This window comes from Brevibacillus gelatini (assembly GCF_050920745.1).
GTDB lineage: Bacteria > Bacillota > Bacilli > Brevibacillales > Brevibacillaceae > Brevibacillus > Brevibacillus gelatini.
The window spans coordinates 1,415,175-1,432,198 of the sequence record NZ_CP154342.1 but is presented as its reverse complement, the minus strand read 5'-3'; the positions used below and the strand labels follow the sequence as shown (position 1 = coordinate 1,432,198).

The following is a 17,024-nucleotide window of genomic DNA, read 5'->3' as shown; positions in this document are numbered from 1 at the left end:
GTCTATTTTCCACCTTCAGGATACCATGGTCCCGGAAATAATCTAGGTTGTGAATAGTCATGATTTAGTACATACCCAAGTTTTCCGTCTGGTCTTTTTAATATTCTATGGTTAGTTCCAGGAACGTCATATTCTAACGACCCGGCCCATACATTTGCTCCACCACCTGATTTATTCTTCAACTCGTTCGCATTAAATACCTTTTGTTGACCTGTGGCCGGGTTAATCCTTGGCGTTCCCCTGCCTAAAATAATTTCTTCGTATTGTTCCCGAATTTTTTTGGGCAGAGGATTAGAACTAGAAAGTTTTTTAATGCTGCTAGTGCATTTTGTATTATGCACCCAGATTCCCAAATCTGTTACATAATACGTGTGATAGTCCTCAACCGTAAAGTTGTAAACCGTAACTGGCTTATCCAGTTTAACGAACTCTACCTTGTCAATCGTTAAGTTACTTCCATTAGCCTTTAGAAGTTTATCTCCCACCTGAAGTTCATTGGCGAAGACCCAACCTTTGCCTTCAGCCCAGAACGGATGGTTGTCTGTCGTCTCAATGATTTGCTCCCCAACATACAATTTAATAATATCATCACGTTGGTTACGATATAAAGCGGTGACTTCCTTGTAGCCTAGTTCTCCATCTGGGTTAAACTCATCCTTAGCGAGAACCATGTCTCCGACTTGAATATCCTCAATATTCTTCTCCCCTTCATCTGTCAGCACTTTAGTACCCGCTGTAAAACAATTGCAACCAGCTGCCTTTATTGTGTTTGCCTTAGCAACAAGCTTAACAGATTTAACAGGTTGAACGGTCCTTGCAGAACTAAAATTGGGAACATCTCCATGATTCATGCCAACCGTAGTATTGAATGTGACAATAGCGGTTGAAAGAACTTCCTTTTGTAGCGGCGTTGGTACATACTTGCTTACTGCATCTTCGGGTTCTATCCCCTCTTGGTATGCCTTCTGTGCTGCGACCTTGGCCCAATGTATATACTCTGCTTCCGGCGAGGAATAGCCACCTACTCCTGCCGTCATCTCCTGTAAGTGTCCACTCGGATCCACAAACTTTAACGGATTATTACTCACATACACATACCGATTCAAGCTAAGCGGATTATCCACCTGCCCCTTATACGTATCCTCCGACACAAACCGCCCCATCTTCGGATCATAATACCGGGCACGCAGGTAGTAAAAACCGCTCTCCTTGTCGTACATCTCCCCCGCATACGCAAACGGGTTCGGCATCGTTTCCTTGACTTTATCGGCAAGCAAGTTGCCCCAGATGTCGTACTCATACGTGTTCAACACATTGCCGTTCGGAGCTTTAATCTTCACGACATCCCCGTGGGTGTTGTAGTAATACGTGCCTTCCTGGTTCGTCGTGTAGTCCTTGCGCCAGATCAGCTGGTTGCCAAAGACGTTGCGGGCTTTGACCCTACCGTCCTGGGTCAGTTCCTCGATCACTTGCCCGTTGAGGTACACATAATGAGTCGTGTCCGTGACGCTTCCCGTTTGCTGTTTCGTCGCGCGCAGGCCGCCTGGGTAGTAGGTGTACTTTGTTGTGCCTTTGGCGTCTTTGTATTCGATCAGGCGATTCAGCAAGTCGTGCTTCAACTCGTAGCTGCGCGTCGAATCAGTCGGTGCGTTGGCATAGATTTGTCGGTTGCCGCGAAGGTCGTAGGCGTATTGGCGGGTGTTGCCCTGGATGGTTTCTGCTTTGATCCGGGACAGTTTGTCGTAGGCAAACGTTCCATAAGTCGTTCCCCCGCGTTTTTGGCTTATGATGTTGCCGAACAGATCGTAGCTGTTGGTCTCGTTCCAGCCATCCGCATGGTTGATCCCCGTGATCTCGGAAAAGGAACTGAACGTTTTTTGCATCGCCGACGACTGGCCGGGGTAGGAGACGGTGTTGGTCTCGCCGTTGTTGTTTATCGTATAGCTGTAGCTCGTCGTTCCTACGCCGGGGATCGTCACGGTGCTGAGGCGGTCGGCATTGTCGTAGGTATAATCAACGCGCATAGAAGGGGCCGAACCGGAAACAGCGTTGCGGGATGGGTAGATGAGGGCGTCGACGCTCTCATCGTAGTCGGAGTAGACGAGTTGGTAGTCTTTTCCCATCATCGTTTGCCGGTTCAGGCGGCGGTATTCGTCGTAGCCATAGCGGACAGTTTGGCCGTAGTTGTTTGTTTCCATCAAAAGCAAGCCGGAAAGTGGATCGTAGCTGCGTTCTTCATAGAAGCTGCTGCCCGCAGACAGTTTCGTCATTTCGTTGAACGGCGAATACTGGTAGCTGAACAGGACGCCGTTTTTGTCTTTGAAAGTTTTGACGGCGCCGTTTTTCTCGTACGTGTACTGCTCGGCCTTGGTTTCCGGGTTCTTTTCGGACAACTTCCAGGACAGCGCGTTATACGTGTACACGGCAGTAGGGGTGCCGTTTTCGATCACGGTGGTCAGGTTGCCGAGTCCGTCGTAGCTGTATTCGTTCACATTGTTTTCCGGGTCGCGCAAATAGACCAACTGGTCGTTATGATCGTAGCGCATCGTCCAGCGTTGGGTGATGTTGCCGTCCGCGACTTCCTTGTCTGTAACTTTTCCGAAGCGGTCTGTCTGGTAGTTGGTCACGCGGTGGTGGCTGCCTCGTTGGGTCGTTTCTTCCACGCTCTCTACCCGGCCGTACAGGTCGCGGTAGGTGGTGACGATGTAGCCGTTTGGTGACAATGTTTGTTCGGTCAGGCGCGGCAAATAGCTGGTGCCGTCTGAATACGCATTAGCCCGATGGGAGCGGGTCGTACCCAAGGCGTTCGTAGTCTGGTAGACGAAGCCGTCCCAGTCGTAGGTGTATGTCGTACTCTTCGCCTGGTTGCCGTATGGGATGGTGCGGCTGATTTGCATGCCGTCGGCGGTAAACTCGTTTTCTACCAGCGGGCGTTTGCCTCCGCTCGTCCCGCGCTGCTCCTGGTAGGCGATGTCCCCGTATGGCGTGTAGTAGGTGATGATCCGGGATGCATCAGGCAAGACTCTCTCGACGATTCCCGGCCCCTCTGCGCCTGTGCCGGATGCTTCGCCGTCCCGATATACATACGCATAGATACGGCTCGCGCCCTGGTGGCGGTAGGTTTCCGTGAGAACTCTTCCCAACGTGTCATATTCGTAGGTGACTTTGCTGCCGTCTGGGTATGTCTGGCTTTTTAGCTGGCTTTGGTTGTCGAACTCCAGTGCGAAGTGGAGGACGTCTGTTTTGCCGCTTTCCAGTTCAATACCTGCCAACGAGATTTGCGTCGGCTGCACGCCGTATGCATCATAGGCGGTAAACGTCTGCGTTCTTGTCTTGCCGCCAAAGTTTTCCGTGACCGAATAAAGCTGCGCATTCGTGTATTCATAGGTTCGCTCCGTAGTCTGGCTTTTGTAGCCGGACATGTTCACCGGGAACGAATGAATTTCCGTTTCTTTTCGCAGCAAATACTGGTCGTTGTACTCGTAGGAAATGTTCGAATAGTACGGCTCGCCGGACGCGGAAGTCGCTTGCGTGCGCACAGTTTTCAACTGGGAATACGCACGGAAGCCTTTTTTGCTCTCCAGATCGTACGTCCAGGTCGTCAAGATGCCGTCTGGCGTCAATTGCTTGACGAGGTGGCCGTAGTCGTCGTATTCGAAGTACGTTTCTTGCGCGTAGTTGTTGATTTTCGCGGCATACGTGGCGCGTCTGGACAAGACTGGCTCTTTCAAGTATTGGTTAAAAATATCCTTGTCTGTCACGCCAGAAGATGGCTCCAGAAACACGTACTTGTAAGTCGGTTTGGTATGGTTGCCCGAATAGGCGTACGTCGTGTACGTCGTCGGGTTATACGATACCTGATACTTGGCTCCGGAAACCGAGGTTCCGCCTTTGCTGATTCCCGTTGTTTTCTCGCTTCTCAAGAGCATGTTTCCTTCTGCGTTGCTGCGGAACAGGAGCGTACGGGTGTAGCGGGAAGGCACCGTTTCGGTGACCTGAATCGTATCGCCGTGTCTGTCCGCCATGTTTTTCAACCGAGTCAACCGATCCTTGGGCACTTTCCATATCTCGTAAAACTGGTCGTTGTCTGCATAGCTTTTTTCCAGCTTGTACGTATTCGTGCCTTTCGGTGTTTTCAAGCTGTAGCTGTACGTCACTTTGTTGACAGGATGGTAGGCAATGTAGCTCAGCGCGTATTTGTCCTGGAACATTCGCACCAGCCCGTCCTTGAAAGACGTTTGCTCCAGTTGATACGGGCGATACTCGTACTGGATGGACAGCCCTTGCAACGGATAGGTAGCTTCTTGCATGAGCAGGTAGTCCATTTGCTTCCGATTCTTTTTGTCCGATTCCCAGAAAGCAGGAGACTCCTGGAGCGTCTGGTCAGTTACCAGCTTATCCAGTGTGTATTTTTTGTTCAGATTGAAGTACGCGATTCCTTTGGTTTTCGGATTATGATACGTATACCGTGCAACCGTGTATGCTTGTGTTCCGCTTCCCGGTACCGGGAGCACTTCTACACGGTTCAACTGCGTGTAAACACTCAGAGCTGATTTATGTTCGAGATGGTAGCGGATATGCTTGAGCACGGTCGTCTGGGACTTATCCTTGTAGACGTACAGGTCTTGTGTCAGAGCATTGCGATCTCTGTCTTTAAGGACGATGTAGCGCCCGACGCTGTCCTCAATGCTTATCAGCTCGCCGTCACTGCTCAGTTGGTATTTGATTGTATCGCCGTAAATATTGGATTTTACAACAGTTCCACGGGTAATATCGAATTCGTATTTCACGTCGCGATAGTACAAGGTGTAATTGTGGCCCACGTATTCAATGGACAGCTTGACATCGTTGTAAGGATAATTGACGACATTCGTGTGCTGAAATTCAAAAGAAGTCCCGTCTTCCAGCGTAATATAATACAAATAGCTTGCCGGGTACTTCTCAATGTGGGGCGAATAGGTTTCTTGTCCTGGATTGCGATTAGCGTCGCTGACGGATACCCTGTGCCCCCTGGTGACGATCTCCATCCGCGGCACATTGAAATCCCATCCGATCGCGAACTTCTCGTCAGACGTATATGGCTCGTTTTTCGACTCTGCTTCGTTCCAGGTAGGCACGCTGATTTTGCTGCTTAAGGAGTGGTACCTGCGCTGCAGCACGACGTCAAGGCCGTGCTTGCCTTCCAGGTAAACATCCTGCTCGACGATGTTGGCTGCCCGGTACATTTCGTCTACAGAACTTTCTGTTTTGGAACGGGCGAAGCGAAACTCCTGTTCTTTTTCAGTAAATTGCACCTCTGGGAGTGTCGGAGTCGACTGGGCTTCCATTCTTTCTTCCAGTTGATTAAGCTCCTGCATTTTCGCCTGGACGAGTGGAGTCAGTCTGGTTAAAAGCTGCAACTCATCCGGTCCGAAAGCACGGAAACGGGCAAAAAGCTCGTCTTCGGAGAGTGCTTTTACTTCCTCTTGTTCTTGCAGAGAAAGGAGTTGCAGAAGATCGGAGTAGAAGTAGGCTGCGAATTTCAGTAGTTCTCTGTCATAAGTCCGATGAATTTCAATTGCCGTCTGGACGTCGAGCTGTGTCCAGGTGAGCGCGGCGATATCCGCTTCGGTAAACTTGGTTGGATCGCTTGTTGCGGCTTGTTCCTCTAGCGGGGCTAGCTGCTGGTCTTCGATGGACTGCTTGAGTTCCTCTGCGGCTGCTTCCGGAGTCGAGGTGGCAACAGGTGTGTCCTGCTGCTGCGGCAACTCGAAAGGTTCGTTTGCCAGCACAGCTCCTGGGGGCAGGAGTGTGACGCATAAGGAAAGGCATAGCAGGTAGATGAGTGATTTTATGGAAAGGTGTTTCATAATGCCTCCATAATGGTTAGTTGTCCCCCCTTGGTGAGAAGGGGGGATTTTGGGTGGTTAGGGAAACAAGATCATTTTTACTGGCTTGTTGCCAGACGTGGTCGTCCCGTTGCCTAGTTGTCCGTTCTCGTTGGCTCCCCAACCGTAGAGCGTTCCGTCTTTTGCCTGAGCAAAAATGTGTGACGCAAAAGGGCCCGCGTAGATGTGCTCGATATTGGTTAACTCCGGGATCAGAGTAGGGGTATTTCGCTCCAAAGTAGTGCCATCTCCCAATTCACCGTTCAAATTATCTCCCCATGCGTAAACTTGTCCATCCATAGTAAGCGCAAAGCTCCTGCTAGCACCCGCTTCAATGGAGCGTATATTGGTGAGCGACTCTACTTTTTTTGGAGCAGCACTCGGATTCAGATGGTTCAAACCAAGCTGTCCAAAATAATTGCTTCCCCACGTATAAACCGTACCGTCTTGTTTAAGCGCCATGCTATGTGCCGCACCAGCCTTGATACTTTTGATTTCGGATAATCCTTCTACCTTGACTGGTTTCCTGCTTACCGAGAAAGCGGCATGATTGATTCCCCAAGCCATGACCGTGCCATCTCGCGACAATACCAGCGCGTGCCCATCTCCGGCAGCAATCTCCACAATGTCCGCAAGACCTGCTATTTGAACGGGCACGGTTTTATCTTTTCGGGTATCGTCGCCCGCTTCGCCGTTCCGATTGAATCCCCACCCCCAAACAGTTCCATCTGCTTTCAAGGCCAAGCTAAAACTTTTTCCGGCGGCAATGCTTATAATTTCTGTGAGCCCTTTTACCTGAACAGGCGTGTTTTTGGAACTGGTTGTCCCGTCGCCCAATTGTCCATTACTGTTCTCACCCCAAGCCCAGACGGTTCCATCCTCTTTTAAGATGAGACTGTGAGTCTGTCCTGCAGCGCTCATGAGGACTTTACTTTCTGCATAAGCAATCTCTTGCAGCAGGAAAAAGAATGTGACTACCATGATGAAAGAACCCATTAATCTTTTGACGTATGACCGACGTCCTGTCATTTTGCTGCCCTCCCCTGTTCCTGTACAATTGGCTGCACCGGAATGGCACCCTTTATTTGCACCGGAACTGTCAGTTGCTGATCGTAATACCGGATCGTGATCGTAACGGTCCCTTCTTCTGCTCCTGCAGTGATTTCCCCTGTCACGAACATATGGACTAGCTCCGGCTGACTGATCTCATAGCTGACTTGCTTGGTTACATCTTGCGTGCTGCCGTTTGCATATGTTGCCATCACCTGTAACGTCTTGGTTTGCAGAGGGGCTATTTCCACAGCATTCGGGATGGCTTCCAGTTGCTTGATGGCAACATCCAGCATGCTTTTCACCAGAGATGTCCGGTTTTGCGTAGTTCCGTCCCCAAGTTGTCCGCTCTCGTTTCTCCCCGTCGCCCACACGCTTCCTCCATCCTCTGTCACTAGAAGCGTGTAGCCCATGCCCGCTGCAATTTGCCCGGCTCTTTTGCCAGCTCCTCTGATGTATACCGGAACTGTCAGTTGCTGATCGTAATACCGGATTGTGATAATGACAGTCCCTTCTTTTGCTCCTGCAGTAATTTCCCCTGGCACGAACATATGGACTAGCTCCGGCTGACTGATCTCATAGCTGACTTGCTTGGTTACATCTTGCGTGCTGCCATTTGCATATGTTGCGATCACCTGTAACGTCTTCGTTTGCATAGGCCGGAGATCTACATCGTTCGGGATGGCTTCCAGTTGCTTGACAGTCATATCCAACATGCTCGGAACCGGGGTCGCCCGATTCTGTGTGGTTCCATCCCCGAGTTGTCCGCTTTCGTTTCGCCCGGTCGCCCAGACGCTTCCATCCTCTTTTATCACCAGTGTGTAGCCCATGCCCGCCGACAGTGAACGCACTCGGCTGCCTGGCTCTACTTTCTTCGTCACGTTCACCACCACACTACGCTGCTTCCCTGAATACTCCACCACAAGCGTAGCGCTACCCGCTTTGCCTGCCGTGAGCTGTCCGCTCGCGCTAACAGTGGCAACCGCTGTGTCGTCTACCGTATATTGCGCTTTGTCGGTGATGTCCGTCTCGGTTCCATCTGCATACACTGCCTTGACGACGAGCTGTTTTGTCTCTTTTTCCAGCAGCGCAATGTCTTCTGGTGCGAGCTTGATGTCCACAAGCGCGTTTTCGACTGTGACAGCTACCGGAACGCTGGTGCTCACTCCTCCAAACGAAATCTGGATGCTTGTGCTGCCTGCCTTGATGGCTGTGACGAGCCCGTCTGCCTGAACAGTTGCGACGGTCGGATCTTGCGCTACATAGACCGCTTGTTTGGTCACATCGGCGATCTTTCCGTTTTGGTAGGTGGCTGTCACTTGCAAACCCTCTGTTTTTCCTGCCAAAAGATTCAGGCTGGCAGGAGTTGCGGTCAGGCTCTGCACCGGCTCCTGGGCCTCGGTGATTTGCACTGGCACCGCGACTGTCTTGCCTTCAAATGTGATCGTGACCGTCGTTGACCCGACTGCGACGCCCGTAATAACCCCGTTGGCCGCAACTGTCGCAATCGCAGGATGTGCGCTTTGATACACCGCTTTGTTGGTAACATTGGTCACGCTGTTGTCGCTGTAGGTCGCTTTTACCTCCAACTGCTGGGTGGCCCCTTTTTTGATGCTGACCGCTTCCGGCTGGACTCCCACAGACACGAGGGTGACCAAGCTGCCCGAGACCGTGACCGAAACCGTAGTGCTCTTTCCGCCATACCTGATCGTTACTTGCGTCGTACCTGCTGCTCGCGCTGTAACGATTCCGCCGCTCTCGACAGAGGCAACCGCAGGGTTATTACTTGTGTACTCTGCTTGCTGCGTCACATTTTCCTCGACACCATTGGAATAAGTGGCGACGATGTTGAGTTGCCCCTTGTTTCCTGCCGTAAGCGACAGTTGCGCGGGAGTTGCTCTCAACGCCTGAAGGTACGCGCCTTGTACAATGACTTGAGCCGTGGCGCTTTTTCCGTTGTAGGAAGCGGTTATGGTCGCTGTGCCGGGTGCGATTCCAGTGATGACACCCTGACTGCTCACTTGTGCGACAGACGGATTCGAGGTCTGGAAGCTGGCAACGCTGTTCACGTCTTTGCTGCTTCCGTCCGTGTAATAAGCTGTCGCGTAAACGCGCTGGATTTGCCCTGCCGTCAATGTCGTTTGCTTGGGGCTCAGGCTGATGGACGACAACTGGACAACAGGCGCTTGCACAGTGACCGTCATTGTTTTCGTTTGGCCGCCGTAGTACAACTGTACCTTTGTCGTACCGCCATTGACTGCGTAAACAAGGCCATTGCTGACGTACGCCACAGAAGGATTCTCCACGACGTAAACGGCTTGGGCTGTTACATCCACCTGGCTGCCGTTTGCCAATGTTGCCATCACCTTGATCGACTTGGAACCGCCGGATGGCAAATCCACTTTGTCAAAATCAATCTTCAAGGCAGTCGCCGCCGGTGGCGGAGAAACGGTTTGTTTTACACTTTTTAAAAGGTTTCCATTCTCGTCGTGCGTAAAGCTTACACTGATCGCGCCATTTTCCTTGATCGCGGTAATGCGGTTGTTTTGATCGTAGACGTATTCGTACAACGTCCCTCCAGCGAGCGGAGCATAGACGGTAAATACGATGCTTGCGGGAGTATTTTCTGTGTTGGTGAGTCTGATCGTATACGTGCCCGTCGCCAGTTCGTACACCACTTCTGCTGCGTTTGGCTTTTCCTTGGGAGTCACGATGGTTCCGTTGGCGAGCAAGGTAACTGTCGGGTACTTGCCATTCGAATTTTTCAATTGAGTCACCATGCGATATTTGCCGGGAACGACCGCATTCATGGAAAACTCGACAGATTGACCCGCCGGAATCGTGATCTCCTTGGCCTGGTTCAACGTGATGGTTTCCGCATTTGCCTTGGCCAGAAGCGTGGCATACAGGGAGGTTCTGGAAACCACTTGCAGATAATACGTTTTCCCCGCGACAAAAGCCGCACTGACAATTCCGTTCTCTCCCGCAGCAATTTGGTCCGAGGCCAGCAAGGCCGCGCTTCGGTAAATGGAAATTTTGGCATTGGCCGGGGCACCGGAGTCGTTATTGAGCGTAAATTGGTAAGTCCCGCTCGTCTTCGCCACGATCTTGAAGTACTTCGCCTGATTGGCAGGGAAGTACATGCGAATCGGGCTGTTCTCCTGCACCAGCACGAAATTGCCTTCCGCAGGCTTCGTCTCCACAGTGATCGAGCTTTTGTAGCTGCTGATACCGGACTGGCTAATCGCCCAAAGCGTAATGGTGTAAACTCTGCCTGGTTGAAGACCGGAGAACGTGTAGCTGGTTCCACTCACCATCCTGCTCGCATTGTTATCCAGTCTGATCTCATAGTTTGTCGCCCCTGCGACCGGGTTCCAATACACTTTAATGGAAGTTGCGTCTGCTTCCACGTTCACGATAGTTGGAGCACCCGGCTTCTTTTCCACTGTGAGGACGCCGTTATATAACGCGACACTTCCGCCGCTGCTTCTCACTTCAATCGCTTTATACGTGTCTTCCCCCAGTTCGGCTCCTGTCCAGCTGAACAGCCAATGTCCGGCTGTGCTCGTTGCCGTCATTTTTTTGGCTCCTTGGATCCAATTGACTTTACCAGAGATAATCTCTCCCGGGTTCAGCCGCGCATAGGTCCCTTCCAGCGTAAATGTCTCGCTCACGTCGATTGTTTTCTTGACGGCAGGCGTAAAAATGGCCAGCTTGGGGAGCACATCTACCATGCGGGCAGATTTGACCTCCGGCTCCGTCCACGCCCCGCGGTTATCCTGAGCCTGCGCTGTCCAATAAATCGTCTTGAACAACATGTCTTGCGTGATCGGAAAACGATAACGCTCTACGATGCGACGTTGCTGGTCCTTCTCCGGAATGACTTCCATTTTTTCGCCCAGCTCATTTCCGCCCGGTGTAAATCCGACGCGTATTTTTTTCGCGACAATCAAGTCGGTCGCATCGTTTTCCTTGATGCTGTATTTGACGATTCCAGTCAGCCCACCATCGATCGTAACGAGCTCCGTCTCCTCCAACATCGGCGGCTGATTCGTGGCCAATACAGTGAAATTCACTTTGGACGTGGAGCCTGCCACGAACGACGGCACATCACCCAAGATCGTCCGAAGCCGCGCTTCCACCTTGGCATTTTTCACGAGCGAAGAAGTGTCAAATTCATACGACCGAGCTTGCGCGGACAATTTTTTCTTGATCGAAGGAGTAACCATGCCACTCTGCGTGATGTAAATCGTCAGTTCCTGTCCGGTAATCTTTTCGTAGTATTGGCTATAGCGGGGCACACTTGGATACTCCCAGGTGAGCATCACTTTTTGTCCCTTGCTAAATTCCTCGTTAGCTCGGGGAGTCTTCCAGGTGGCATCTATAAAAATCGGGTCTTTTTCCTTCGCTTGCGCCCGCATATCCAGACGGAAGTCGAGCTTCTCTACCTGCGATTTTTGTGCTTTCTGGTCGACGGCCCAAACTTTTAAGGAGTACAAATCGTCCGGGTTCAAATTTTGCACGGGCACATGATACAAGAAGGAGTGCGCCTGCTCGGAAGCCGTGAACAGCGCAATCTGGCGAGCTTCCTGGTCGTCAATTTGATACCAGACGCTGACCTGATCCCTTATGTTCGGGTCCAGCACCTGCCCGGACAAAATAATGACATCCTCCCCGTTTACCTCACTGATGACTTTTCCGGCTACCGGGGTGGTCAAATACACTTGGGGAGCAGCGTTATCCTGAATCTCGGTGGACAAGTAGCGAATTTCCGGCGTCCACTTGAGCAGGTCGCCCGTGTCGGTTTCCTTGGCGTTCACTTGAAACGAAAGCTTGTCTCCTGCCTCAACCTGCAACTCCTCCGAGAACTCCACGCCGACCTCATCGTCGTGCTCGATGGACTGCCAACCAGACGCAGGCCAGATTTGCTCGTCGTTTTTCAGAATGCGAACGTTGACGCCATCTCCTTCGGTCAGGTCAACCATCGAAACCCAGCCGCTGACGTGAATTTTCCCGGAGCGCGGCGCCTCCCAGCGAATGATCGGCTCCGAACCGCCTATTTTCAGCCATGTATTTCCGATTGCCGTATCCCCTTGCTCGCTTTTCCATTCCTCCGCCTGGGCATCCCAGACAAGCTCGGTGTAGCTCTCTCCGTTTGCTTCCAGATAAGACCAGTTGTTTTTCCCCTGCTGATTGGAAAATTGCAACCAATACGTGTACACCTCGGGAATGGACTCGACAATGGTGATCGCCTTCTCCATACTCGTTTGCTTCCCGTCTTTTTCCGTGACTTGCACGGTCAGCTTGTGCTCGCCTGTTGGCTGCTGGTCCGCTTGCAGCAAATAGGCAAAGCCTGGCTTTTGCACCTTGCTCTCCGGATGCGTGCGCAGCACGTCAGGTCTGTCCAGCCCGTAGGTGGCTTCGCCAAGGAGCTGCCCATCCAGCAGCACTTCCACTTTTTCCATTTCGCCCGCCGGCACGAACCAGCCGGTGACGTTATACTGTCCGCTCACCACTTCTTGGTCCGCCGGGGTGTCGATGGCTCCGCCCGTGCTTGCGCCCTCGCCCTGCACCTGGACGGGGATGGTCAGTACGATACCCGCATAAGTAACCGTCATCGTCGTATGGCCCGAAGCAAGGGCAGTCACAACGCCTGACGCATCGACTTTGGCAACCAGCGCATCCTGGATGACGTACGCCGCTTCCGCAGTTACGTCCTTCGTGCTACCGTCGCGGTGCGTTGCCGTTAGTTGCAAGGCGACTGACTTGTCCTTTTCCAGTTCGATCCCGGTCAGGTTGGCTGTCAGCGTGGCAACGGGACCAATCGTCACTTCCCTTCCCAGAACAACGCTCTCGATGCCCTCTTTGTTGGTCGCTCGCACGGTAATTTTGTGCGCCCCTTCGGAAAATTTCAGCGTGTCCAACGGATAGCGAAATCCTGCGTTAGCCTGACGGTAGTGCGGATATAGCGCGTTAATGTCAGGACGCGGCTCTCCGTATTCGGCCGTGCCCTGGAGTTGTCCATCTACAAAAACTTCCACTTTGTCGATTCCCGCCTGGTCCAGGATCCAGCCTTGCAGCGTGGTCGTGCCGCCAATGACAGCGTGCTCGAACGGATGCTCCAACTGGCCTTTTGCCTGCTGAGACTCGACTTCTGTCTCGGTTACCACGACAGGAATCGTTACCGTTTGCCCACCGTAGCTGGCAACGACGTTGGCCATGCCGACTTTCAGTCCTGTCACGACTCCCAATGGACTGACGTGAATGACGTCAGCATGCTCATGCGCATACTTCGCTTCACCTGTGACGTCCCTTGCGCTTTGATCCTCCAGGATGGCCGTGATCGTCAAGCTCTTGCTCGAAGCCTTCGGCAAGACGACAGGCTGATCCCCGTACTGCAAGCGCTGTACTGCTGGTGTCTGCCCGATCACGAAGCGTTTTTCCGGCAAAGGATGCTGCACACCTTCCTGATCGATGGCGATTACGGCAACCGTATGCTCGCCCGTTGGCAACCCGGACAGGTCAAGCGCATAGCTGAACCCGGCATGGCTGTTTTTATAATCGGGATGCAGCAATGCGATGTCTGGCCGAGAGATCCCTTGGGTTGCTGTTCCGATGACGGCTCCATCGAGCAAAACGTCCAAGCGGGAGATGGAAGCAGATGATAAAAACCAGCCGGCTACCGTCGTGGAGCCTTGCACAGTCGCACCGTTAACGGGCGTCTCGATTTCTCCTGTCGCTTGCAACGGCTCTGATTCCGTGACCGTAACAGGAATCTGGACGCTCAGCTCTCCGTATCGGATCGTTACGCTTGTCGTTCCCTGGGCGACTGCCGTTACCAGACCCTCTGGACTGACCTTCGCCACTGCTGCGTTGTCCACTGTGTACAAAGCCAGCTTCGTGACATCGTGCTTGCTCTGATCTTCAAGGACTGCCATGACCGCAAGCTGATGTTTTTTTCCCTGCGGAAGCCGCAACTCCGTATTGTTCACACTGAGCGCTGTCGCAGGCAGCAACTGGACGACTTGAACACTTCTCGTGCCAATGATCGTCTGCTTGCCGTCCTTGCCTGTTCCTCTGACCGCAAGCGTATGTGTTCCTTCCAGCAATCGCCCGGTATCAAGGCTGTAATGGAAGCCGATGTCTCTTGCCGACGTGGAGACATCCGTAATCTCGACTTCTGGACGAGCAATGCCGTACGTGGCTTCTCCTGCCACTGCTCCATCCACCAGCACCTCAACACTCGCCACTCCGCCAGAGGCAAAAAACCAGCCAGTCACCGGGTAAACGCCGCTGATCGTGGCGTTGTCTTGCGGGCTGTCGATCCCGCCATGCGCCAACTCTGCTGCAGCTTTCACCTGGACGGGGATCGCCAGTGTATGTGTTTGATAATGAACAGTAATCGTTGTTTGCCCTGGTTCCAGCCCCGTTACAAGTCCGGCAGGCGATACGCTCGCCAAGGCTGGATTTTCTACGTTATAGCTAGCTTCTTTCGTGATGTCCTTTACTCGCTGGTCTGGAAGCAGCGCGGAAATGCCCAACTGCTGCGTCTTTCCCTGGATGACCTCGATTTTGCTCATGCTCGACACAATGCCTGTCGCCGCTTCTTCCCGTTCGACCAGCACCGTTCGCTCAGCCAGCACGCGCTCCGTGCCGTCGTTGCTGACCGCCGCTACTTTCAGCACATGTGCCCCTTCCAGGAGTGTTGTCGTATCCAAAGCATATCGAAACCCAGCATACAGATCTCTATACTCGGGATGTGCAGCTACGACGTCAGGTCGAGCCAGTCCGGTTTGGGCCTCTCCCCATCGCTCGCCGTCCAGATCAATCGCGATTCTCGCCACCCCCGTCGGATCGAGATACCAGCCCTCGATAAAAGCCATGCCTCGTACTGTCGCCTGATCTGCTGGTTTTTCCACTTCCCAGCGCGGTGTGAGTGTAGCTTCCGTTACTACGTGGACGGGGATGGACAGCGTTTTGTCCTCGTAGGAGACTGTTACAGTCGCCGTTCCCTCCCCGATGGCTTGCACCAGGCCGGTATCGCTGACCGTAGCAACCCCTTCATCCGACGAAACATAAGTCGAAAGTTCCGTCACGTCTGTTACCGTATCATCAGGCAAAATGTTGGAAATCAGCAGCTGATGCGTTTTTCGGGGAGCAAGCTCCAACCGCTTGACATCTGCCTGCAAGCCCTCCGCCATGGGGCTGTCGCCAATGTAAAACGTCGTCCCTTCGATAAGCGTTTGCTCTCCCCGCGTATTTTCGATGGCGACTGCAAGCGTATGCGCTCCAGGTGTCATGTCACGAGTATCCAGTGAAAAATGAAAGCCAGCATGCGCATTGCGGTAGGCCGGATATTTTGCCTCCAGGTCTGGCCGCGGGTCGCCGTACTGCGCTTCACCGACCGGGACTCCATCCACCAAGATGCGGATTTGCGCTACGCCGGAAGGGTCAAGATACCAGCCTTTTCCCTCGTACAGTCCGCTGACCAGTTCGCCGTTTTCCGGTCGATCCAGCCCGCCAATCGGCGTTAAGGGAGCAGCCTCACGCACCTTGACAGCAATCTCGATTGCCTTGCCTGCAAACTGTGCGATCACTTTTGTTTCGCCGATTCCGATACCGCTGACCAGACCAGAGCGATTGACCTTGGCGATTTGTTCATTCTCGCTCGTATAGCTGGCTTGCCCGGTCACGTCCTGAACCGTGCCGTCTGTTCGCTCCGCTGTCACTTTCAACTGGCGGTTTTCCCCTTGTTCCAACTGAAGCTCGCTGACAGAAGAGTGCAACGATTCGATCTCAGTATTCCCCTCTTCCTCTTCTCCCAAAGCCGCTTCCAGGTTGAGCAGCCCTTTTCCGTAAAAACGGGACTCTCCGAGCGGGGTAGCGCTCTCAGTCAATAGTTTGCGCACTTCATGATTCGTCGTCTTTTCCTTCTCAGACCAGATCACTGCCGCCGCCCCGGCTACGTGCGGTGCAGCCAAAGATGTGCCCGAGCTCGTCTGATAGCCCCCGGCAAGCCCCGTGCTCATGATGTCCACGCCAGGTGCCATCAGGTCGAGTCCTTTTCCGACGCTGGAAAAATCGGCGCGCTGGTTTTCCTGGTCGATTGCGCCAACCGACAACACCTCTGCATATTGGGCAGGGAACAGCTCCGTTTCTTCGCCAATTCCCCGGTTCCCGGCCGCAGCAATGACCAAAAGCCCGTGGTCATTGGCCCTTTTGATCTGGTCGTGCAACGCCCGACTGTCGATAGAGCCGCCTGCGCTGATCGAGATAATGTTCATCTTGTTTTGAATCGCCCATTCAATCCCTTGAATCATGCTGGAGTAGGTGCCATGTCCTTTTTGGTCCAACACCTTGATCGCATAAATTTCCGCCTCTGGCGCGACCCCGACAATGCCGAAATCGTTGTCCTTGGCAGCGATCACGCCAGCTACTGCCGTTCCGTGTCCATGGTTATCGCTGTACCCAGGCTCTTCCTCGATATAGGAAACGCCGCCTTTGACTTCCAGGTCAGGATGGCTGGAAATTCCGGTATCCAAAATCCCGATCCTGATGTTTTCCCCCATGTACTGCTTGTTGCGAGCTGCATTCGCACCGATATGCGCGATGCCCCACGGTACTTGCTGGTGTTGTGACAGGTCTGTTGCCGCAAGCTCAGTGGCGCTGTCCTCCTCGATGTAGACGACGTTGCGGTCTTGCTCCATCGCCTGCTTCTCGCCTTCCGTCAGTTTGGCTACCATCACCTTTGGACTGAGCTGTTGCACGGACGAGCGCTGGATCGCCCTCACCGTAGCCTTCTCGCTGTTTTTAAAGCCAATCAAGTACGTCTTGCTGTTTGCGCTCGCCCCTGCATGCTCGGGAACCAGTTGCAGAAGCAAGAGCGAAACGAACAAGAATGCTTGCCAAACACTGACAAGACGGATGAATTTCTGGTTCATTCCGGTAACTCCTCATCTTTCCTAGTTTTCATTTGCCTGCTTGTATGCCCGCTATTCAGCCAGCTTGTCTCGTTCAAAAGACCCCCTTTCTTTCTGGCATAACTTCAACAACAGAACAAAAATAGTAAAATATTCCTAAAAACGCACAGATTGAATTATAATGAAT

General features: G+C 52.8%; 3 protein-coding genes. All 3 read right to left on the bottom strand.

Annotation, left to right across the window (positions count from 1 at the left end):
* Positions 1 to 2: 2 nt before the first annotated feature.
* From AAFJ72_RS07085 to AAFJ72_RS07075, 3 genes are read right to left on the bottom strand one after another with little or no spacing between them, the layout of a single operon-like run.
* Entirely contained in the window at positions 3 to 5,849 is a 5,847-nt protein-coding gene (locus AAFJ72_RS07085) for a polymorphic toxin-type HINT domain-containing protein (protein ID WP_432776579.1), read from the bottom strand.
* Between the two features lie 57 nt (positions 5,850 to 5,906).
* Entirely contained in the window at positions 5,907 to 6,896 is a 990-nt protein-coding gene (locus tag AAFJ72_RS07080) for an RCC1 domain-containing protein (protein WP_432776578.1), read from the bottom strand.
* Complete coding sequence (locus AAFJ72_RS07075) at positions 6,893 to 16,858, bottom strand: Ig-like domain-containing protein (RefSeq protein ID WP_432776577.1); 9,966 nt, start codon at positions 16,856 to 16,858, stop codon at positions 6,893 to 6,895. The genes AAFJ72_RS07080 and AAFJ72_RS07075 overlap by 4 nt, the downstream gene beginning before the upstream one ends.
* Positions 16,859 to 17,024 lie beyond the last annotated feature (166 nt).

Bases quoted from the DNA above. Each gene is read 5' to 3' on its own strand.
- AAFJ72_RS07085 (WP_432776579.1), bottom strand. From the start codon at position 5,849: ATGAAACACCTTTCCATAAAATCACTCATCTACCTGCTATGCCTTTCC.
- AAFJ72_RS07080 (WP_432776578.1), bottom strand. From the start codon at position 6,896: ATGACAGGACGTCGGTCATACGTCAAAAGATTAATGGGTTCTTTCATC.
- AAFJ72_RS07075 (WP_432776577.1), bottom strand. From the start codon at position 16,858: ATGAACCAGAAATTCATCCGTCTTGTCAGTGTTTGGCAAGCATTCTTG.